A 19,537-nucleotide genomic window follows, 5' to 3' on the forward strand; every position below is an offset into this window, starting at 1 on the left:
AAAGGTCGATCAGGCTCACGACGAAACCCTAGTAAGCGTTCTTGCCCGTCAGCAATGAAATCGGCGTCATCGCGATGATGTAAAGATCGAGCAGCACCGACCAATGGTCGATGTAATAGAGGTCGTGCTCGACGCGCCGGACAAGCTTCTCGTGGGTATCGGTTTCCCCACGCCAGCCGTTGATCTGCGCCCAGCCGGTGACACCGGGCTTCATGCGGTGGCGCGCGAAATAGCCCCGCACGACATTCTCGTAGAGATCTCGCCCGCACGCGCGCCGGTTGCATGCGGCCGCGGTCCGACAAGAGACATCTGCCCTTGCACAACGTTGATGAGCTGCGGCAGCTCATCGAGACTCATGCGCCGAATGATCCTGCCAACACGAGTGACACGCGGATCGTCGCGCGTAACGAGTTTGCTCGCCGTGACATCCTGCTGATCGACGTACATCGAGCGGAACTTCAGGACTTCGATCAGCTCATTGCTGAAGCCATACCGCTCTGCCGAAAGAAAATCGGTCCGCGGCTTTCGAGACGGATCGCAATCGCTACGATCGCCAGGATTGGCGAAGCCAAAATCAACAGCAGCGAACCGATCAGCCGATCTTCGACTGCCTTGAGCATATGATCCCAGTCGCCGAGCGGCTTGTCCATCGCCGCCAACATCGGCACCCGACCGATGAAGCTATAGGCTCGCGAGTTGATCCGGAGCTTTGAATTCAGAGCCGAAATCCGCACATCGACTTGCAATGCAAACAGCTTGTCGAGAATCTGCATCAAACGCTCTTCGGCGCGCGCCGGCACCGTAACAATCAAAAGGTCGACGCACGACCTGCGGCAGAAGTCTGCCAGGTCTTCGAATGTCCCGAGCCGCGCGACACCTCCGAAGTCGCCGGCTGAGCGATCATCTTGCCGGTCGTCGAAGATGCCCAGAATGCACAAGTGATTGTCCGGGTCGTTGGTCAACTCGCGGATAAGGTGCTCCGCATCCTTACCGCCGCCAACGATGACCGTCCGGCGGACCAGCAGGCCAGCGCGTGTCAACCGACGAGCTACCAACGCCGCAACGAAACGCACGAAACACAAAAGGAGGGCTGACAGCTCCATCCATGCGCCGACGTCCTCCGGTGACACCGACGTGTCGCCCGCAAGGAAAATCACGCCCGATACCGCGAGTGAGACGACGGCGACGGAAATCAGCACTTTCCAGACTTGCTGAACAAACTTGCGGAGGGATGGAATTGTATATGACCACTGCACGCGCAGCGCGGCAATGAACAACCCGGCCACAAAGACCGTCGCCCAGAAGCTGCGCCATGTTGGCGTGAAAGATTGATGAAGGAGTAAGTTGACCAGCGGCCAAGCGGCCATCACCGACAGGGCGTCTGCGCATGCGACGGCGAATAGCAATTTTGGCCTTGAGGCATTGCCACGGCGGTCGAAAAACAGCGACCTCAGCCGAGGAGCCCACTCCGGCACGCGCGCCGAAGCATCCTTCTCGAAGATGGATCGGGCTCGACCCGTTTCCTCAATCATTGCGCAAACCGCGTACCCGCCAACTGCCGAAATGGGCATACGCGCTTGCCAGTGAGGCTCTGGTAAACGAAAGCGCCGGAGGCATCCGTAGAATAGAAAAGGGTCACAAAACAAAATCGGCACGGCAAAAGATAACGTAATTGTGTGCCGCAAAATGATACGCTCGGCCGCGATCCTTTGATCTCGACATCACCCCCGTGCGCGGGCTGTTCCCTTGGGAACAGGTAACCAAGCCACCTCTTCCTACCTTATGGCTAACGGAGAGACGTTCCGTTCGTCGGCCTTCCCGACCCGACGCAACAGCGCCCCCACGCACGTCCCTGAATCCTCAGACCTGCGCGCGAAGCGCCCCGTCACCCGACGGCACGAAGGCCGAATGCACTCGCATCTGATCAAGGAGACAGCAATGTCGAAACGATTCTTATTTCCGCTGGTTGCCGGAGCGTTCGCTCTGGCTGTCGGCGCCTGCGCCGCGGTGGCGGCGCCGACAACCCCGCTAACAAACCTAGCGTCAGGCAACGTTCAAGGTTTTCTAATCCCCGTGCACGCCGGGGGCGGTGGTGGCGGCGGCCACGGTGGGGGCTTCGGTGGCGGCGGAGGTCACAGCGGAGGCTTCGGGGGCGGAGGCTTTCATGGCGGTTTTGGCGGTGGTGGGTTCCACGGTGGCGGTTTCCATGGTGGCAGCTTTGGCGGCTTCCACGGCGGTCACTTTCGCGGTGGACACATGGGGGGACGATCGCACGTCCGCACCCAGTCTCTTGCCCGAGCGAACCTAAATCACGGTCGCCATTTCCATCACGGACATGGACACGGTCATCACCACCGTCACCGCTTCTTCATCGGCGGCTATCCCTACTTCTATTATGACGACGGATACTATGATGATGGCTATGGCGACGATTGCTGGTGGAGCAGCCGCTATCATCGCTGGGCCTGCCCGGATTATTGAGCGCAACTGATACCCACTTTGGCCAGCGCCCCTGAACCTTTTCGTTCTGGGGCGCTTTCCGTATCGGCCGCCAAGCGATGGTCTTGATTGGCCGTTAACCTGTGTTCTGATGTTTTCGAGCCACACGCTTTGGCAGAGGCACGATTACGGAGCATGCGCTAATCAATAGGCAACCTGATTGAGATTATGTTGGAGGCCTCTGTTTTCTCGCATCAGCTGCTATTTAAGGTCTGACAAATGTTCAGTTTGCGTCTTCAGCGGAAGCGTTCGATCGTCCGGTTGGCAACCATCGCGTTATCGACCCTGGCCGTCAGTGCCGCCCTCACCCCCGCAGACGCCGGAAAACGCAATCAGCGCCCTACCGAAGAGACGGCCCCCGGAAACCCTATCCGGCCCTCCCGTCATCGCGATCGTCTCCATCAAAGATCAACGCGTTACGGTCTACGACGCAGACGGTGGCTCCATGAGCGGACGGGTGTCGAGCGGCCGCGACGGCTACGAGACTCCGGTCGGCGTCTACAGCGTTCTTCAAAAGAAGAAGAACATTTATTCGAACCTTTACGATGACGCCTCGATGCCCTTCATGCAGCGGATCACATGGTCGGGCATTGCCCTGCACGCCGGTCAGTTGCCCGGCTATCCCGCGTCCCATGGCTGCGTTCGCATGCCCGACAGCTTTGCCCAGCGCCTTTTCCCGCTGACGAAACTCGGCATGCGCGTCGTTGTTGCTTACGATGACGTCGCGCCAGTCGAGATTTCTCACCCGCTGCTAATGAAACCGACGCCGCTGCAATCCGTCCAGACCGCCACGGCCATCCCGATGTCGTACCAGGATCCGATCGTGAACGATCCCGATTCCAGCCCGACGTTCTCTCCTGACCTCCGCGCATGGCCGGAACGCCAAGTGGAACTCAATGCCCTGAAATCAATCGCCGACGGCAAGCAGATCCTTGCCGACGCAGCCCTCGATCAGGCCAAGGAGATGGAGCAGATCATCGCCGACAAGAAGGCGCCGCGAGACAGGGCCGCAAAAGCGCTGCGCAAAGCCGAAGCAGCCAAAAAATCTGCCGACAGCCGCTTGGCGGCGATCGACAAGCGCCTGTCAAACGCCAAGTCCGATAAGCTCAAGAAGAAATGGACAACAGAGAAAGAACGCGCCGCCAAGAAATCCGATGAAGCTGCTGCAAAAGTTGCCACGGCCACAGAAGCTTTGCAGGCCGCCGAGGCCGAATTACAAAAGGCGACGATCAAGCCGCCCCGGCATTGGCGGCGTGATCAGGCAGTTGCCGTTCTCAATGAAGCCAAACGCAAGGCGTTGCCGATCTCAGTCTTCATAAGCCTGAAGACGCAACGGCTCTATGTCCGTCAAGGCAACGAGCCCGTTTTCGACGCGCCCGTCACCATCGCCGATCCGCAACAGCCTATCGGCACGCACGTCTTCACGGCCGTTGGATACAAAAATGGCGGCAAGGACGTGAGCTGGACGGCCGTTTCGCTCGAACACAACGACAACGCCGATTATGCGTATAACGAAGACCGCAAGTATAAGCTCAATGATGCTGGCACGCCTCCCCCCGACCAACGTGGCCGAAGCGAGCGCAGCACTCGATCGCATCACTATCTCGCCGGATGTGTCCACTAGGTTGAGCAGCGCCGTATGGCCGGGATCGTCGCTGATCGTCTCGGACGAACCGATGAGCAAGGAAACCGGAAAAGCCACGGATTTTATCGTCCTCATCAGCACGGAACCTCAGGGCGGCATCAAGAAGCGGCCGAAGCAGTTCTTCCGCAACGATAATTTCATGAGCGACAGCGCCGATGACTACTACTACGGCTATGATCGCTACGGGCGCCGGGCCTATCCTCGCCAACGCTCAATGTTTGGCTGGTGGTGAACGATCCCAAATCTTGGTGCGGCCTACCTTGCGGCGCGGATCGATTTCAAGGTGGCCTCCGCCGTTTCTGCGGCCCGGCAGGTGGCGAGCACGACCGTTAGCGGCGATGCCATGACAGTCCACGTGCGAAATGCCCTGATGGTCGCTCTGACACATGTATGCGGCGTATTCCTTGAAATTGCCGCGAGAAAGATATTGCCTCCCGAATGAGGGGGCCGGGAGGAACCACAATGAACGCACACGAACGTCTTCCGAATGATATTACCGCATTGGGGGTTATTGAGCAGCTTCGGGACGCCCTGAAGTTCGCCGACACCGAGCTTCAGAAACGCTGCGTCATCTCAACCAAGGTGCGGAGGCCCTCGACTTAGCGGAACGCATACTTGCGAGCGCCCAGCACCGGTACGACTGACTGGAATAGGCATTGGCATAGTCAAACGGCGGCCGGTGACGGAACAGCTGCCCTACGCAGCGATGCCCTATGAACTTCACCGATCACTATGCTCGGATCGTCAGCGGCGAAAGCAACCAAGGCGCCAAGACCGCCGCATGCGAGCCATCAGCACCGAGCTTTGCGACAGAAGCCGATCCCAGACGCCCAGGTTCACCGTCTCGTCGAACAACTCTTCGAATTCAGCGCGACGGCTGAGGCCCAGTCGGCTCCGATGCGGATAATAAAAGACCAGGGCGGGCGAACGCCGCCACCAAACCTTGAATTCTGCGTCCGACATATTTTTCGGTGAGACCGGCCAAAGCAGCCCGCCGATCTTGGCCATATCGGCCGTGATAAGATCGTAAACTGCGCTCGCGATACCCTTGCGCTGACAAGACCGCGAAACCTCGGCGCTGCTGATGACGCAGATGCCGTTCTTCGGCTTTACGATATCGCAAAACCCGATCGGCCTCCTCGCCGATGATAGCCGACAGCCCGTTCGGAAGACACGATAGACCACACCGACGTCGGAGATTCCACGGCTCACGAAGAAAAGCCGCTGGCTTTTCGTCATCAACTCAACGATCGGCTCCTGGCGAATAAGCGTGGCCAGCCGCCTATCGACGTCGTCCGATTCCTGAAGTGTCTTCGTGCGCTGCGCTAAGAGGCGGGAATATGTCGCCTCAGCCTCATCCAATCGCCCCGAAACGATCACGACGGAGTATCCTTTTGCAATACGGATAGTTTTCAAAGTCAGCTTAGCAATGAGAGCCGATTATTGCGCCCCCAATCGCTCCCGATCCGTTAACGTCGGGGCTAGCTCCTTCGACCAGTTAAAACTTCCGTTTCTGATGATGCACGCATCCCCGAACGACCGTTAACGCTGCCCAACCCGACCCCATCCCGCCTCCGGTCCAGCGGAAACAACCGGAACGATCCGTAAAGCCGGCCGTTTTTCAGGTCGAAAGCGCCAGCCGAAGATGAACGGTGGGCGTCGCCCGAAAGCCCGCTACCGCGACATTTCGGCGACCCGGCCCGCGTAATCGTCGCGTTGGTGACAAACCCCTAAGAGCCTATAGAGGGGGCATCGATTGTCTCTTTTTGTGCGCCGCGTCGGGAAAGCTTCCGCGCCGGCGGCAATCAAAAGCTCAATATTTCGGCCGGGCCAGTCGTATTACCGTGATTGGGCGTCGGACGGCGTGCAGTGCTTATTTTGCCTGTTGCGGCAGACGTTCCCGTTCCTGGCAACTGCAAAAGGACTACGAAAGTTGCAGCCTTCGAATAAACGGAAGAAGCCGATGCAAGACCGATTGCCAGAAAAAAAACCACCGGCCAACGGTGGACAGGTCACACCTTCCGATAAAAAGCCGCTGCTTTCGAAGCGGGGCATAGGCCTTCTTGGCTTTGTCTGCATCCTCGCCCTCATTGCTGCCGGCTACGCCTATTGGCAGCACGAAACGCTCTATCCATCGACGGACAACGCCCAGGTCGAAGCCAATATCATCCAGATCACGCCGTTGGTGACAGGCCTCATCATGGACGTGAAAGTCAAGGAATTCTCGACCGTCCAGCAAGGCGACGTTCTGGTCGAGCTCAATCAAGCGCCTTTCCGCGCCACCCTCAAACGCGCTGAAATTCGCCGCGACATCGCCAAACAGCAAGCCGCCCAGGCGACCGGACCCCAGGCCGCAGCCGCCAAAGGCAATGCTGAAGAGGCCGATATCGCCGTTGCCGAAGCCAATGCTGAACTTTCGCACGCGACGATCAAGGCGCCGGTCGACGGCACAGTCGGCAAAGTCCGATCCAGCCCGGCGAAGTCGCGAAAGCCGGCGTACCCCTCTTCCCGCTCGTCGATACTTCGACGTGGTGGGTCGACGCGAATTTCAAGGAAACCGACCTTGCCCGCATCAAGCCCGGCCAAAAGGCGTCTGTCTGGCTTGACAGCGATCCGTCGAAAAAGTTGACCGGGAAGGTCGAAGCCGTGAGCCGCGCCAGCGCCTCGGCGTTCTCACTGATGCCTTCGGAAAATGCGACGGGGAGCTGGGTCAAGGTCGTCCAGCGCTTTCCCGTCAGGATCGCGCTTACGGTCGAACCGGGCGACCTGCCGCTGGGCGTCGGCGCGTCTGCGTCTGTAACCATCGACACCACGTCCGATGGAGCGGGTAGTGCCACCAAATAACCAGGTCGTGGCCCCAGCCGACGCCACCGCGGGACCGAGCAGGCTGCTGAGTTCGCTCGCCGTGCTGCTGGCGGTGCTGATGGTCATTCTCGACATGACCATCGTCAACGTCGCCCTGCCCGACATGATGGGCACCCTCGAGCGACGCCCGACCAGATCACCTGGGTTCTAACGTCCTATATCGTCGCCGAGGCCATCGTCATTCCGATGAGCGGCTTTCTCGCTGAGCGCTTCGGCCGAAAACGCGTGCTGACAGTCAGCGTCGCAGGCTTCGTCGTGTCCTCAATGCTCTGCGGCCAATCGCATTCACTGATGCAGATGGTCATCTTCCGCCTGCTTCAGGGTGCCTTCGGGGCAAGCGTCGTCCTCTCTCACAAGCGACGATGGTCGACAGTTTCGAGCCGGAGAAGCGCGGCAAGGCTATGGCAATCTGGGGTATCGGCGTCCTGCTCGGCCCGATCATGGGGCCAACGGTCGGCGGCTTCATCACCGACCACCTCGGTTGGCAATGGGTATTTTACGTTAACCTGCCCATCGGCATCGTCAACCTGCTTCTGATCGCCGCCTACATCAAAACGACGCCCCATTCGGGCTCGTCGATCGATTGGCTCGGCGCTGCACTCCTGGCAATCGGTGTCGGCAGCCTGCAGATGCTGCTCGACCGCGGCAACAGCGAAGGCTGGTTTGCATCTCAGATGATCGTCAGCCTCGCACTTCTATCCTTCGCGTGCCTATCCTGGTTCACGGTTCGCAGCTTCAATCGGCCGGACGCAATCCTGAAGCTCAATCTTCTGCGTGACCGCAATCTCGCGACGTCGACGTTCCTGATCATGGCGTTCGGTGTCGGCATGCTGAGCACCATCGCGCTGCAGCCGCTGTTCCTGGAACATTTGCTCGGCTATCCGGCAAGCACAGCCGGTCTGGTGATGGCACCGCGCGGTATCGCCGTGGCCATCGGCATGATCGTGGTCGCGACCCTGATCCAACATATCGATTCCCGCTGGCTGGTATTCGTCGGACTGACACTGTCCGCCGCCGGAACCTATGTGACGACGACATATAACCTCGACGTCGATCGCTTCTGGATCATTGCGCCGAGCATCGTCCAAGGCATCGGCATGGGCATGATCTTCGTGCCGCTCTCGACACTCGCCTATCAAACGCTACCGAAAAACGCTTCGGATCAGGCCGCGAGCATCTTCAACATCGCACGTACAATTGGCGGCTCGCTGGGTATCGCAATCGGCGCAACGGTCCTGACGCGCGTGACGCACGAGAACCTTCAGACCCTCTCGGCCGGGATCAATCCCTACAATCCCGCCCTGCACATGTGGCTTAACTCGACGGGACTGTCGCCTACCGATCCGCGTGCGATGCAGATTCTGGGCTATGAGCTGACACGCCAATCGACGATGATCGGCTTCGTCGAAGCCTTCGGCTTCGTAACGCTGAGCTTCCTGTTACTCATCCCGTTCGTGCTGCTGTTGAGGCAAACTGGCGCTGCCTCGCCTTTCGGAGACATCAGAAAGCACTGACGCTTGCCGAGTTTCAGCACCTTATCGCTGCTGTGTCTGATAGTTCGGATTGAACCACACCGGCACCTCTTCCGCCGGCAGTGGCGGCCGTCCGCGGATCGCGTCCGCGAGCTTCTCTGCCATCATGATGGTCGGCACATTGAGGTTGCCACTGACGACATCCGGCATGATCGACGCATCGACCACCCGCAAGGCTTCGACGCCATAAACCTTGCCCGTGCCGTCGACGACGGCCATCTCATCGGTTCCCATCCGGCACGAGCATGACGGATGATAGGCGCTTGGCTTTCGCACGGATGAAGGCGTCGATGGCGGTGTCACTCGTTTCGACGGCCCCGGCGCCAATTCTGCACCGCGATACCGATCGAAAGCCTGCTGCGAAAAGATCTCGCGCGTTAAACGGATGCCAGCCCGCATCTCCTTACGGTCCTGCTCCGTCTGCATGTAGTTGAAGAGCACCCTCGGATACTCGCGCGGATCGGCCGATTTGAGCTTCACATAGCCCCGGCTCGTCGGCCGCATCGGTCCGATATGCGCCTGAAGCCATGCCCTTCGCCGCCGACGTTCCGTCGTAGCTGATGGCCATCGGGAAGAAGTGATATTGCAGATCGGGATGCAAAACGCCGGCGTCACTGCGGATAAAGCCGCCGGACTCGAAATGGTTCGTCGCGCCGAGGCCCTTCCCCGTCAGCAGCCACTCGATGCCGATCTTCAATTTTGCCAACGGATTATTGGCGCTGTAAATCGAAACCGGCTTGGTGCACTCGTACTGGACGTAGGCCTCGATGTGGTCCTGCAGGTTTTCTCCAACGCCCGGCAAATCCTGCACGACCGGAATGCCGTGTTTCTTCAATTCATCCGCATTGCCAATACCCGACAGCATCAAGATTTGCGGTGAATTTATCGCGCCGCCGCTGACGATCACCTCGCGCGTTGCACGCGCCGACTGCAGATTGCCGCCATGGCTGAACTCGACGCCGACGGCACGACGTCCCTCGAACAGGATGCGCGTGACGAGCGTTTTCGCCTTAAGTTCAACACCGCCACGCTTCTGCGCTGGCCGCAGAAACGCCTGAGCGGCGCTCCAGCGACGGCCTTTGTAGACCGTCATGTCCATGCGGCCGAGGCCTTCCTGCTGGTAACCGTTCATATCCTCGGTCACCGGATAGCCCGCCTGCCTGCCTGCCTCAATGAAGGTATCGTAAAGCGGGTTCGTGCACGGCGACGTCGTCACATAAAGCGGCCCGGAATTGCCGCGATACTTATCGCCGCCCTTGAGCCGCGTTTCGGCCTTCTTGAAGTACGGCAGACAGTTGAAATACGACCAGTCTTGCAAGCCCTGACGACGCGCCCAAGCGTCGTAATCGAAGGCATGACCGCGAATATAGATCATGCCGTTGATAGACGACGAGCCACCGACGACTCGTCCACGCGGACAGTACATCCGCCGATTATCGAGATAAGGCTCCGGCTCCGACTCGTACCACCAGTTGTATTTCGTGCCGGCCAGCGGATAGGCGAACGCCGACGGCATATGAATGAAAATGCTGTTGTCTTGCGGCCCGGCTTCGAGAACGAGAACGCGAACCCCTTCGTCTTCCGTCAGGCGGTTCGCGAGGACGCATCCCGCCGACCCGGCACCGACGATGATGTAGTCGAAGTCTTGGATTTTGCTCATCGTTCCTTGGACCTCAGTCTTTCTGTCTTAATCAGAAGATGCATCATTCGTACGGGCACTGCACATCGCCCAGTTCCACATAGACGCTCTTCAACTGTGTGTAGTGCTCGATGGCGGCTTGGCCGTTCTCGTGGCCAAAGCCCGACTTCCTTGATGCCGCCGAACGGCATCTCGACCGGCGTGATATTATAGTTGTTGATCCAGCAGATGCCCGCTTCGAGGCGCGCTGCGACGCGATGCGCACGTGCAAGATCGCGCGTAAAAAGCCCCGCGGCCAATCCGAAGCGCGTCGCGTTCGCACGCGCTATGACATCATCCTCCTCGCGGAAGCGCAAAACCGACATGACCGGCCCGAAGATTTCTTCTCGCACAATGCTCATTTCGTCCGTGCACTCGGTGAAAACGGCCGGACGCACATAGTTGCCGCGATCGAGCGGAGCCTCATCAACGCGTTCGCCACCGTAGCAGAGCCGTGCGCCCTCCGCGCCTTTCCGGCCTCGATGAAACTCAAGACCCGTTCCATATGAGGCCGCGAAATCAACGCCCCCACTTGTGTTTCGGGATCGAGTGGCAAACCGATGCGCAGCTTTCTCGTCCGCTCCACCACCATATCGACGAAGGCATCATAGATGTCGTCGTGGACGAACACGCGCGTGCAGTTCGTGCAGATTTCGCCCTGTGTGTAAAAATTGCCGAGCATCGCCGCGGAAACGGCCTGCCGAAGATCAGCGTCCTGGAACACAAGAAGTGCCGACTTGCCGCTGAGCTCCATCGTTGTGCGCTTCAAAGTAGCGGCCGCTGCAGCAACGATCTTCTTGCCAGTGCCCACCGAACCGGTCAGCGAGATTTTCGCAACGCGCGGATCTGTCGTCAGCATTGAACCGGTGCGTGCGTCTCCGTGCAAAACATTGAAGACGCCGTCAGGCAACCCTGCTTCCGTGTAGATCTCGGCAAGCTTGGCCGAGGTCGTCGGCGTCATCTCCGACGTCTTGAAGATCATCGCATTGCCGCATGCCAACGCCGGCGCCGACTTCCAGCACGCGATCTGGATCGGATAGTTCCATGACCCGATACCGACACAAATCCCTATCGGTTCGCGGCGGGTATAAACGAACGCATTATTCAGTGCGATCTGCTCGCCGTGCAACGTGGCCGCCACTCCGGCGAAATATTCGATACAATCGGCACCGCTGACGATATCGACGACTTCCGCTTCTTGAATTGGCTTGCCGGTGTCATGAACCTCGATCTCGGCCAACTCGCGATTGCGGTCGCGAAGAATCCGCGCCGCCCTATTCAGAACGCGCCCACGCTCCGCACCGGACATTCCGGACCAGCGAGTGAGTCCTTCTTTTGCTGATTGCAGCGCAGCATCGATCTCGGGCGCAAGCGCGATCTCGACCTGTGAAATCAACTCGCCGGTAGCCGGATCGACATTCGCGAACGTCTCCCCGTCCGATGCCGCAACAAAACGGCCCCCGATATAGTTTTGGAGAACTTTCGCCATCGACCACACTCATTGAATTTGCCCATGCTGCAAACCGAGCGCGGCACCCTTCGTTCGCAGCAATTTCCGGCGCCAAAGCCTGCGCCGATCACCCATCACGCTATGCCGGTCCAGAGGCCTGAAAGCATTGTCAGATACGACACAAATGTTATCCCCCGCGACAGTCGAAACCGCGCTGGAAGACCAACGAAAGTCGAAACGATCTTGCGGTGCAACCGCCTTCTTTTGCAGCACCGAACGCCTGTTTCTGCGGCAGGAATTGAACTTTCTGGAACTTGTCAAAACACGGCGCAGTGCTAAGATTTTGTCATGATCTGCTCGACGTCATAGTCAGGCGTAACGATCACCCCGCCTCGGTCTTTGACTAGAAGCGGAGGCCGTAGATTTGCGGAGCATCCGGGAGCTTTGCTGCGTGAATGAAGTTCCGTCGAAACTCAGAACGATCCGTCGGATCGGGTTTCTGACACTGAACGAATACACCATGATCGCGCTTTCGAGTGCGATCGAGGTTTTGCGAATGGCCAACCGTTTGAGCGGGCAGGACCACTATTCGTGGACCATCCTTTCCGTCGACGGCAAGCCGACGTCCTGCAGTAATGGCCTGTCTTTCGCCGACGCTAAAACCTACGATGATGCCGGCGATCTCGATATGGTACTCGTCTGCGGAGGCACGCACGTCGAGCGATACGTCAACGACAAGCTCATCAATCTTCTCCGCCGGATATCGCACGATGGCATCGTGCTTGGTGGCCTGTGCACCGGCACCTACGCGCTCGTAAAATCCGGCCTTCTCGACGGCTACAAATGCACCGTCCATTGGGAAAACATGGCGGGCCTTCGCGAATTCCATCCGCGCGTGCAGTTCCAGGAAGAGCTTTTCGTTATCGACCGCGACCGCGTCACCTGTACGGGCGGGATAGCGCCCGCCGACTTGATGCTCTCCGTTGTGAAAAGCGCATTCGGTAAAACGCTGGTTGCCGATATTTCCAACCAATTCATTCTGGAACGCGTGCGCGACGGGTTCGACCGCCAGCACATCCCGATGGCAGCGCGCCTGGGATACAATAACAGTGCGCTGGTGGACATCGCCGCGCTCATGGAAGCCAATTTCGAAGAACCGCTGACAGCCGTCGAATTGGCAAAATTGGCGGGCCTTTCGTTGCGCCAAGTCCAACGCATGTTCCAGGTTTCTCTCGAAACGACGCCGACAAAATACTATTTGCAATTGCGTCTCCGGCGCGCCCGCGAGCTGCTCGTGCAATCGCAAATGTCGATCACGCAGATCGCTATTTCCTGCGGTTTTCAATCGACTTGCCATTTCAGCAAATCGTATCGGGCCCTTTACGGACGCACGCCGCGCAGCGAACGCCAGCCCCAGACGGTCCCAGCCGAATTCAGCGCGCCGCCGCTGCCACGACAGCGTAAGTCCGTGGTGCGCGCACGCGTCCCCTCGATTTAGATCGGCGCTCGCGGACACCGAAAGACCGTCGATTTACGCAGGATCAAATGGACACCCTTCGCGAAAGGAGTGTAGCCTGAGGCGCGTAAGCGCTAGATCGCGTCGCAATTGCAAAAATAGATAGCCCGCCGCTGCTATTGGCTGGTGGGGGTCGCCCTCGCCGGGTGGCGCCTTCAACAGGCAACCGACAGAAGGGCGATCCGATTTCAGATCCCCAGCAAGCGGACTGTTGTCCAACACGCCTGCCATTGCCAACAACAGGAGTTGTCATGACACGCATAGCGATTGGGGCCACTTTCGCCCTCGTCCTGGCCGCAACCGCGGCGCACGCTGCCGACAGTACCACTTGCAAAAGTTCGCTTCGCCGACGTCGGCTGGACTGACATCCAAGTGACGACCGGACTGACAAGCAACATTCTCGAAGCGCTCGGCTATGAGCCCGAGGTCAAGACGCTCTCAGTTCCCGTCACCTACGCCTCATTGAAAAACAAGGACATCGACGTGTTTTTGGGCAACTGGATGCCCAGTATGACCGCCGACATCAAGCCCTACATCGACGACAAGTCCGTTGAGGTGCTTGGCGTCAACCTCGATAACGCCGGTTACGGTCTCGTCGTCCCCGACTACGTCGCCGACGCAGGCGTCAAAAGCCTTAAAGACCTCAGCGCCCATAAAGATCAATTCGACGGCAAGATCTACGGCATCGAAGCCGGCAACGACGGCAACCGCATCATCAGCACAATGATCGCCAAGCCGGAGAACAACCTCCAGGGCTTCGAATTGGTCGAAAGCTCAGAGGCGGGCATGCTCACCGAAGCAGAAAAGGACATGAAGAAGAAGAAGTGGATCGTCTTCCTCGGCTGGACGCCCCACCCGGTCATGGGCGCCATGAAAATCCACTACCTCGACGGCATGGGCGATTCCGGTTTCGGCGCTGCAACCGTCAGTACCAACGTTCGGGCCGGCTACGAAAAAGAATGCCCGAACGTCGCCAAGTTCCTGAAGAACGAAAAATTCAATCTTGCCATGGAAGGCGCCATGATGGAGCCGGTGCTGAAAAACGGTGCCGATCCGAAGGCGACTGCGCTCGAATGGCTCAAGAAAAATCGAAGCGGTAACACCGTGGCTGGCAGGCGTAACCACGTTCGATGGTGGCGACGCACAGGCTGCGCTGAAGACCTACCTCGCAAAGTAGGGTCCTGTCACTATCCGACCGGCAAAGGACTGGACGGCCGCTTCACAAGCGGCCGTCCGCCGCCGAATGAAGCTTGAGAACTGGGAATGGCGCAGATGGACCCCGTATCGAAGCTTGTAACTGCCTGGAAAATTCCGGTTGGACAATTCGGCAAAGCGATCTTCGACTTCGTCACCGACTATTTTCAATGGTTCTTCGATGCCATATCGACGGTTCTCGAGACGTTCGTCGACGGAACGTCCGATTTCCTGCTGCAAATCCCGCCTCTCGTTCTGGCGGTTATTCTCGCCGGCCTCGCCTATTGGCTTCGGCGTTCCGCCGTTCTCGCCGTCGGCGTTTTGATCGGCCTGCTGTTCATTCTGAACCAGGGCTTGTGGAAAGAGACTGTCAAACGCTCGTGCTGGTTCTTTCGGCCACCGCACTCTCTATGATCATCGGCGTCCCCATCGGAATTTGGGCGGCGCATACGCCTCACGTCTGGCGCATCACGCAGCCTATCCTCGACCTGATGCAGACGATGCCGACCTTCGTCTACCTCATCCCCATTCTGATCTTGTTCGGTCTCGGCGCTGCGCCCGCCTGATCGTCACGATCATTTTCGCTATGCCCGCCCCCGTGCGCATGACGTATCTCGGCCTGACCTCAATTCTAAAGCCGATGCTGGAAGCCGGAGAAAGTTTCGGCGCGACGAAACGCCAACTCCTATGGAAGGTTGAGCTGCCCGCAGCGCTTCCGTCCATCATGGCCGGTCTAACCCAATGCATCATGCTGTCTTTGTCGATGGTCGTCTTCGCCACGCTGATCGGCGCACCGAGCCTCGGCAATCCGGTCAACCGCGCGTTGGCCAATCGCAACATTCCGCTGGGCATCGAAGCCGGCCTTGCGATCGTGATCCTCGCCATCATCCTCGATCGCGTCCTTGCCATTAAACCGGAGGTCCGCAAACGAGCGTCGCGGTCGATTTCAAAAACGTCGATATCATCTTCGGCAAGGACGTTGCCCGCACCCTCGCCATGGTCGATGCCGGTGCGACGCGAGCTGAGATCCTTGCCAAAACGGGAGCCGTGCTTGGCGCCGCCGGTGCGAACCTGACGGTCAACGAGGGCGAGATTGCCGTTCTGATGGGCCTGTCCGGCTCGGAAATCGACCCTCCTGCGCGCCGTCAACGGCCTTAACAAGGTCTCGCGTGGTTCGCTCCTGGTGAAGGACGGCGACCGCATGGTCGATATCGCAACTTGCGATGCCGCAACCCCTCGACACATGCGGCAGAACCAAGTCGCAATGGTGTTTCAGCAGTTCGCGCTACTGCCGTGGCGTACCGTGCGCGAGAATGCCGGCCTTGGCTTGGAGCTGGCAGGCGTTCCGGCCGCTGAACTCAAGGAGCGCGTCGATCGCCAGCTCCATCTCGTCGGGCTCGATAGCTGGGCCGACAAATACGTACACGAACTTTCCGGCGGCATGCAGCAGCGCGTCGGCCTTGCTCGTGCCTTTGCGACGGACGCTCCAATCTTGTTGATGGACGAGCCTTTCTCCGCGCTTGATCCGCTGATCCGCACCAAGCTGCAGGATGAGTTGCTGCAGCTTCAAAAGACCATCAAGAAAACGATCATCTTCGTCAGCCACGATCTTGAAGAAGCGCTCAAGATCGGCAACCGCATTACCATCATGGAAAGCGGACGCATCGTACAGTCGGGGACGCCGGAAGGCATCGTCCTTAACCCGGCCGACGATTACGTCCGCGACTTCATCGCTAACGTCAATCCGTTGTCCGTGCTGACAGCCTGGAACGTCATGCGCGACAAACGCGACCTCGAAACTGCTGGCGACAACTGGCTCTGGCTCGACCGGCGGCAAACGACCAAATTTAGGATCGACAGCACGGGCAAAGTTGAAGCCGCCGAATGCCGCGGAAAACAAGCAAGCTGGGTGACTTGCGGCGACATCGAAGAACCAGTGTCCGATGAGTTCTCACCAGTCTACTGGGCAAGACCCGGCACCAGCCTAAAGACCGTGATCCTCGCGATGCATAAATCGGGCACAGCTCCGGTTGCACTGTTCGATGACGACGACCGCTTCGTCGGTTCGATCGGCGTCCCGACGTACTGCAGGCCATTCTGCGCCGTTCAGATTGATTTTCCGGCCGAGTCGCTGCCAGCGACCTCAGTTATTTTTCGATCGTTACATCGCTGAGCGGCTTGCTGCAGCAGATCAGGATCATGCCCGCATCGATCTCGCGTTGCCGGATGCCGCCGCCATGCGTCATCACCACCTGACCGTCGACTTTCTTGCTTTTGCAGGTGGTGCCACAAACACCTTTGCTGCACGAAAACAGGCAGACGCAGGCCAGCGGCCTTCGCCGCTTCGAGAATGAATTGATCGGGACGGCAATCAATTGTGCGACCCGACTTGGTGAACTCGATTTTGAACCCTACGCTCGGCACCGATGCTGCCGCAACGGCCGCCTGCCCTTCCTCTTTCTCAACCGGACTTAATCGCTCGAACGAGAAGCTTTTTCTTCATGATAGCGTGCCATGTCGAAACCGGCGGCCGTCAGCATAGCGCGAACATTCGCCATGTACGCTTCAGGGCCACAGCAAAAGATTTCGCGCTCCGACAGATCCGGTACAATCGACTTCAAGAGCGGCAGCGTCAGAAAGCCTCTCGGCGCGCTCCAGTCGCGTTGCTCGCCGATATTTTCGCAGACGAATGCCGTTCGAAATCGGTTCATCCCATGTGCCATGGTGGCAAGTTCATTACGGAAAATAATGTCCCGCGGCGTCCGCGCGCTGTGAACGAAAACAACGTCGCGATCTTCGCCAAGATCGTAAAGCGCACGTGACATCGACATCAACGGCGTGACACCGGACCCGCCGGACAAGAACAGGTACTTCGGTGCTGTATGCAACGTGCAACTGAATTCGCCGGAGGGTCCGAAAGCTTTGATGGCAACGCCAGCTTTCAGATTGTCATGGAGCCAGTTCGAAACCTTGCCGCCCGGCACGCGCTTCACGGTAATCGACAGCGTGTCAGGCCGCGTTGGCGATGACGACATCGTATAGCAGCGATTGATCGTCTCGCCATCGATCTCGAGTTCGAGGGTGATGAACTGCCCTGGACGAAAACGAAACATCTTTGCCGTCGGCGTGCGAAACAAGAAGCTTTTGACATCCTCCGTTTCCGCCCGAACATGCGTGCAGACGAGCACATCGTCTTCGTCAGAATTCCACTTGCCCGGCACGGCATCCCATTGCGCCGGGCCGAGCCTGTCCTGCATCTCGCTCATGTCGTTCAGGCGCTCGCGGCAAACGGGCTGACGGTCGCCGATTCATGTCCGGTTGCCGTCCGAAGCCGCTGGAAATACCAGGACATGAACTTCTCGACCAGTTCTTCCGTATAAGGCGAATAAGGCCCAGGAACATAGGCTGCACTATGCGAGCCGACCTGCGTCCTCTCGACGAGCGCTCCATCCTGCATATTGGTCGCGTGCCAAACAGCGCTGAGCGCCTTGGGATCGTAGTCCTGCCCTTCCACGGCATCCTTATGAACGAGCCACTTCGTCCGCAGCAACGTACGTTCGCATCGATCGGCAGCACGCTGAACGTCACGATGTGATCGCTCATAAAATGGTGCCACGAATTCGGCTGTGTCCAAAACGACAGGCCGCCAAGATTGCGCAGAGAAAGATCGCCGAGCAATTTCTTGCACGCAACCTTGCTGTCGAGCGTCTGGGATTCTCCCGCCTTATCGAGCGGAAGCCGTTCCGTTCGGAACGCTGTCACCCTGCTGTCGAGAAACTCCAATTCGACGGACGGTAATCCGCATGATTCCCACCTTGCATGCTCACGCGTCGTCAGATCCTTGAACGCGCGCACATCGTCTGCATTCTCAGGTGACGGCTGATACCCGAATCGAACTCATAGAGCGAAATCGTAAGCTCCGGATGATTGCCCTTGCAGTGGTAGCATTCGCGATTGTTCTCCATCGTGAACTTCCAATTGCCGTTCTCGATGAGATCTTCCTCATACGCGACTTTGCAATCGCTGATGCGGTGCGGAAGAATATAGGGCTCCATCTCGCGCTGCATCTGCTCGAAGTCGACAGGCGGATTGTCCGCAAGGCAAACGAAGATCAGCCCAGCAACATTCCCGACATGGACCATCTTCAGACCGAATTTACTCCGGTCGAAGTCATCGCCCATGTGCTCCGTGTGAATCAGATTGCCACGGAGGTCGTAAGTCCACTGATGGTAAGGACAAACGACATTGCCAACGCTGCCCTTGTCTCCATCGCAAAGGCGCGCGCCGCGATGACGGCACACGTTGTGAAACGCCGTGATCGACATGTCATCGTCACGAGCCACGACGATCGACGTCTTTCCGATCGGAACTGTGAAATAATCGCCTGGCTCGGGAATGTCAGGTTCACAGCCGACGTAAATCCACGTCCCGCCGAAAATGACCTCCATATCGAGATCGAAAATTTCCTTGCTCTGATAGAATGGCGCTTCCAGGCTATAGCCCGGTCGTCGTCTGGCTATCAGGGACCGCAGTTCATTTGATAATTGCATGTGGTCCTCCCGTTTCAGGGGCTCAGCTCAAAAATCAACGAGGCGATGTTCTCTCAGATAATTCAGCACCACTTGTGCTTTATCGACGGATGTCCCCTCAAAAGCGACAACACCGCCTTTCACCTCAGACACGATCGCCGAGAGCAATCGAGCGTGAGCCGCCTTTTTCCTAAGGCCTTAAGACGCTGGGGATGACGCGGCTCGGCTTCCACTGCCCAGCTTGGCTGGAGCATCACGCTCTCATCCAGACCGGCGCTCGGCAAAGGCTCGATTTTTTCCGGAAATACGGCGCGCATAGGCATATTTCAAACGCACAGGCGCTAGGGGGATGCACGGCGACAATGACCGGCAACGGGCAGGCCAACCGGCGCCTCTGCCCCCTCGGCAGAAACTGGCAATCGTTGCCTCGCGTCCCGACGCGCCGACTTCAATTTTGACTTCCAGCGCATTTGAGATAATCGGCCGCCCGAGCGCCTCGGCCAGAACACCGGCAACAGACCACTGCCTGCGCCCTGCTCTGCCCGGCTCCCCGTCAGGATGATATCGGAGTTTCTCAACGCCTCAGCCAGCGCCGAAATCGAACAGCTCGGGCGCCCCCTGCAGCACTT

At 58.5% G+C, this 19,537-nt stretch carries 16 protein-coding genes and 6 pseudogenes; 12 read left to right on the forward strand and 10 right to left on the reverse strand.

What is annotated here, in order from left to right; all coding sequences use genetic code 11:
* Positions 1-28 precede the first annotated feature (28 nt).
* From ACFXS9_RS00140 to ACFXS9_RS00155, 4 genes are all read right to left on the reverse strand, one after another.
* Complete coding sequence (locus ACFXS9_RS00140) at positions 29-241, reverse strand: sugar transferase (protein WP_392683755.1); 213 nt, start codon at positions 239-241, stop codon at positions 29-31.
* The gene (locus tag ACFXS9_RS00145) at positions 211-474 is read right to left on the reverse strand and encodes a sugar transferase (protein WP_392683809.1); all 264 of its coding nucleotides are present in this window, start codon (positions 472-474) and stop codon (positions 211-213) included. Before ACFXS9_RS00145 ends, ACFXS9_RS00140 begins: the two co-directional genes overlap by 31 nt.
* Complete coding sequence (locus tag ACFXS9_RS00150; protein ID WP_392683757.1) at positions 471-1,532, reverse strand: hypothetical protein; 1,062 nt, start codon at positions 1,530-1,532, stop codon at positions 471-473. The genes ACFXS9_RS00145 and ACFXS9_RS00150 overlap by 4 nt, the downstream gene beginning before the upstream one ends.
* 532 nt (positions 1,533-2,064) lie before the next feature.
* Positions 2,065-2,232 (reverse strand): hypothetical protein, encoded by a 168-nt coding sequence (locus ACFXS9_RS00155; protein WP_392683760.1) that lies wholly within the window; start codon positions 2,230-2,232, stop codon positions 2,065-2,067.
* 103 nt (positions 2,233-2,335) lie between these two features.
* Here ACFXS9_RS00155 and ACFXS9_RS00160 point away from each other — a divergent pair, with 103 nt between their 5' ends.
* The 3 genes from ACFXS9_RS00160 (at position 2,336) to ACFXS9_RS00170 (ending at position 4,376) form a co-directional block, all read left to right on the forward strand.
* On the forward strand, positions 2,336-2,491 hold the full coding sequence (locus ACFXS9_RS00160) for a hypothetical protein (RefSeq protein ID WP_392683762.1): 156 nt from the start codon (positions 2,336-2,338) through the stop codon (positions 2,489-2,491).
* Between the two features lie 303 nt (positions 2,492-2,794).
* On the forward strand, positions 2,795-4,123 hold the full coding sequence (locus ACFXS9_RS00165) for a L,D-transpeptidase family protein (protein WP_392683765.1): 1,329 nt from the start codon (positions 2,795-2,797) through the stop codon (positions 4,121-4,123).
* A gap of 52 nt (positions 4,124-4,175) precedes the next feature.
* On the forward strand, positions 4,176-4,376 hold the full coding sequence (locus ACFXS9_RS00170; RefSeq protein WP_392683768.1) for a hypothetical protein: 201 nt from the start codon (positions 4,176-4,178) through the stop codon (positions 4,374-4,376).
* Between the two features lie 512 nt (positions 4,377-4,888).
* Here ACFXS9_RS00170 and ACFXS9_RS00175 read toward each other — a convergent pair.
* Positions 4,889-5,560 carry an N-acetyltransferase gene (locus ACFXS9_RS00175; RefSeq protein WP_392683771.1) on the reverse strand — a complete coding sequence of 224 codons (672 nt, stop codon included), beginning with the start codon at positions 5,558-5,560 and terminating at the stop codon, positions 4,889-4,891.
* 1,050 nt (positions 5,561-6,610) lie between these two features.
* On the opposite strand from ACFXS9_RS00175, the gene ACFXS9_RS00180 reads away from it, so the two are divergent.
* The 4 genes and pseudogenes from ACFXS9_RS00180 to ACFXS9_RS00195 all read left to right on the forward strand — a co-directional run bounded on the left by ACFXS9_RS00180 (position 6,611) and on the right by ACFXS9_RS00195 (position 8,523).
* Positions 6,611-6,988: an HlyD family efflux transporter periplasmic adaptor subunit gene (locus tag ACFXS9_RS00180; RefSeq protein ID WP_392683812.1), complete on the forward strand. Its 378-nt coding sequence runs from the start codon at positions 6,611-6,613 to the stop codon at positions 6,986-6,988.
* The gene (locus tag ACFXS9_RS00185) at positions 6,975-7,160 is read left to right on the forward strand and encodes a hypothetical protein (RefSeq protein ID WP_392683774.1); all 186 of its coding nucleotides are present in this window, start codon (positions 6,975-6,977) and stop codon (positions 7,158-7,160) included. The genes ACFXS9_RS00180 and ACFXS9_RS00185 overlap by 14 nt, the downstream gene beginning before the upstream one ends.
* A 29-nt stretch (positions 7,161-7,189) precedes the next feature.
* Positions 7,190-7,285, forward strand: a pseudogene (locus ACFXS9_RS00190) (hypothetical protein); the annotation flags it as partial.
* An 86-nt stretch (positions 7,286-7,371) separates the two neighbouring features.
* Entirely contained in the window at positions 7,372-8,523 is a 1,152-nt protein-coding gene (locus ACFXS9_RS00195; protein ID WP_392683777.1) for a DHA2 family efflux MFS transporter permease subunit, read from the forward strand.
* Between the two features lie 21 nt (positions 8,524-8,544).
* On the opposite strand, the gene ACFXS9_RS00200 is transcribed toward ACFXS9_RS00195, so the two are convergent.
* The 3 genes and pseudogenes from ACFXS9_RS00200 to betB form a co-directional block, all read right to left on the reverse strand.
* A complete protein-coding gene (locus ACFXS9_RS00200) occupies positions 8,545-9,045 on the reverse strand; it encodes a GMC oxidoreductase (RefSeq protein WP_392683780.1) in 501 nt (166 codons plus the stop codon).
* Entirely contained in the window at positions 8,945-10,201 is a 1,257-nt protein-coding gene (locus ACFXS9_RS00205; RefSeq protein ID WP_392683783.1) for a choline dehydrogenase, read from the reverse strand. The genes ACFXS9_RS00200 and ACFXS9_RS00205 overlap by 101 nt, the downstream gene beginning before the upstream one ends.
* Before the next feature lie 43 nt (positions 10,202-10,244).
* Positions 10,245-11,708: pseudogene (gene betB / locus ACFXS9_RS00210) on the reverse strand (betaine-aldehyde dehydrogenase).
* A 412-nt stretch (positions 11,709-12,120) separates the two neighbouring features.
* Between betB and ACFXS9_RS00215 the strand changes: the two are divergent.
* From ACFXS9_RS00215 to ACFXS9_RS00235, 5 genes and pseudogenes are all read left to right on the forward strand, one after another.
* On the forward strand, positions 12,121-13,167 hold the full coding sequence (locus ACFXS9_RS00215; protein WP_392683786.1) for a GlxA family transcriptional regulator: 1,047 nt from the start codon (positions 12,121-12,123) through the stop codon (positions 13,165-13,167).
* Positions 13,168-13,436: 269 nt separating this feature from the next.
* A pseudogene (choX, locus tag ACFXS9_RS00220) lies at positions 13,437-14,362 on the forward strand (choline ABC transporter substrate-binding protein).
* Positions 14,363-14,457: 95 nt separating this feature from the next.
* Positions 14,458-15,289: pseudogene (choW, locus tag ACFXS9_RS00225) on the forward strand (choline ABC transporter permease subunit); the annotation flags it as partial.
* A gap of 50 nt (positions 15,290-15,339) precedes the next feature.
* Positions 15,340-16,494: pseudogene (gene choV, locus ACFXS9_RS00230) on the forward strand (choline ABC transporter ATP-binding protein).
* Positions 16,491-16,733, forward strand: coding sequence for a hypothetical protein (locus tag ACFXS9_RS00235; RefSeq protein ID WP_392683789.1), 243 nt, complete (start codon positions 16,491-16,493; stop codon positions 16,731-16,733). The pseudogene choV and the gene ACFXS9_RS00235 overlap by 4 nt, the downstream one beginning before the upstream one ends.
* Positions 16,734-16,850: 117 nt before the next feature.
* Here the strand turns inward: ACFXS9_RS00235 and ACFXS9_RS00240 are convergent, their stop codons facing one another.
* Together ACFXS9_RS00240 and ACFXS9_RS00245 are read right to left on the reverse strand one after the other, a co-directional pair.
* Positions 16,851-17,645 carry an FAD-binding oxidoreductase gene (locus ACFXS9_RS00240; protein WP_392683792.1) on the reverse strand — a complete coding sequence of 265 codons (795 nt, stop codon included), beginning with the start codon at positions 17,643-17,645 and terminating at the stop codon, positions 16,851-16,853.
* A gap of 5 nt (positions 17,646-17,650) precedes the next feature.
* A pseudogene (locus ACFXS9_RS00245) lies at positions 17,651-18,929 on the reverse strand (aromatic ring-hydroxylating dioxygenase subunit alpha).
* Positions 18,930-19,537: the final 608 nt, after the last annotated feature.

This window comes from Bradyrhizobium sp. RDI18, assembly GCF_043203335.1.
Taxonomy (GTDB): Bacteria; Pseudomonadota; Alphaproteobacteria; order Rhizobiales; family Xanthobacteraceae; genus Bradyrhizobium; species Bradyrhizobium retamae.

Coding starts and splice junctions, on each gene's coding strand:
- ACFXS9_RS00200 (WP_392683780.1), bottom strand. CDS start 9,045: ATGCGGCCGACGAGCCGGGGCTATGTGAAGCTCAAATCGGCCGATCCG.
- ACFXS9_RS00205 (WP_392683783.1), bottom strand. CDS start 10,201: ATGAGCAAAATCCAAGACTTCGACTACATCATCGTCGGTGCCGGGTCG.
- ACFXS9_RS00195 (WP_392683777.1), top strand. CDS start 7,372: ATGGTCGACAGTTTCGAGCCGGAGAAGCGCGGCAAGGCTATGGCAATC.
- ACFXS9_RS00240 (WP_392683792.1), bottom strand. CDS start 17,645: ATGAGCGAGATGCAGGACAGGCTCGGCCCGGCGCAATGGGATGCCGTG.
- ACFXS9_RS00170 (WP_392683768.1), top strand. CDS start 4,176: ATGAGCAAGGAAACCGGAAAAGCCACGGATTTTATCGTCCTCATCAGC.
- ACFXS9_RS00150 (WP_392683757.1), bottom strand. CDS start 1,532: ATGATTGAGGAAACGGGTCGAGCCCGATCCATCTTCGAGAAGGATGCT.
- ACFXS9_RS00160 (WP_392683762.1), top strand. CDS start 2,336: ATGGACACGGTCATCACCACCGTCACCGCTTCTTCATCGGCGGCTATC.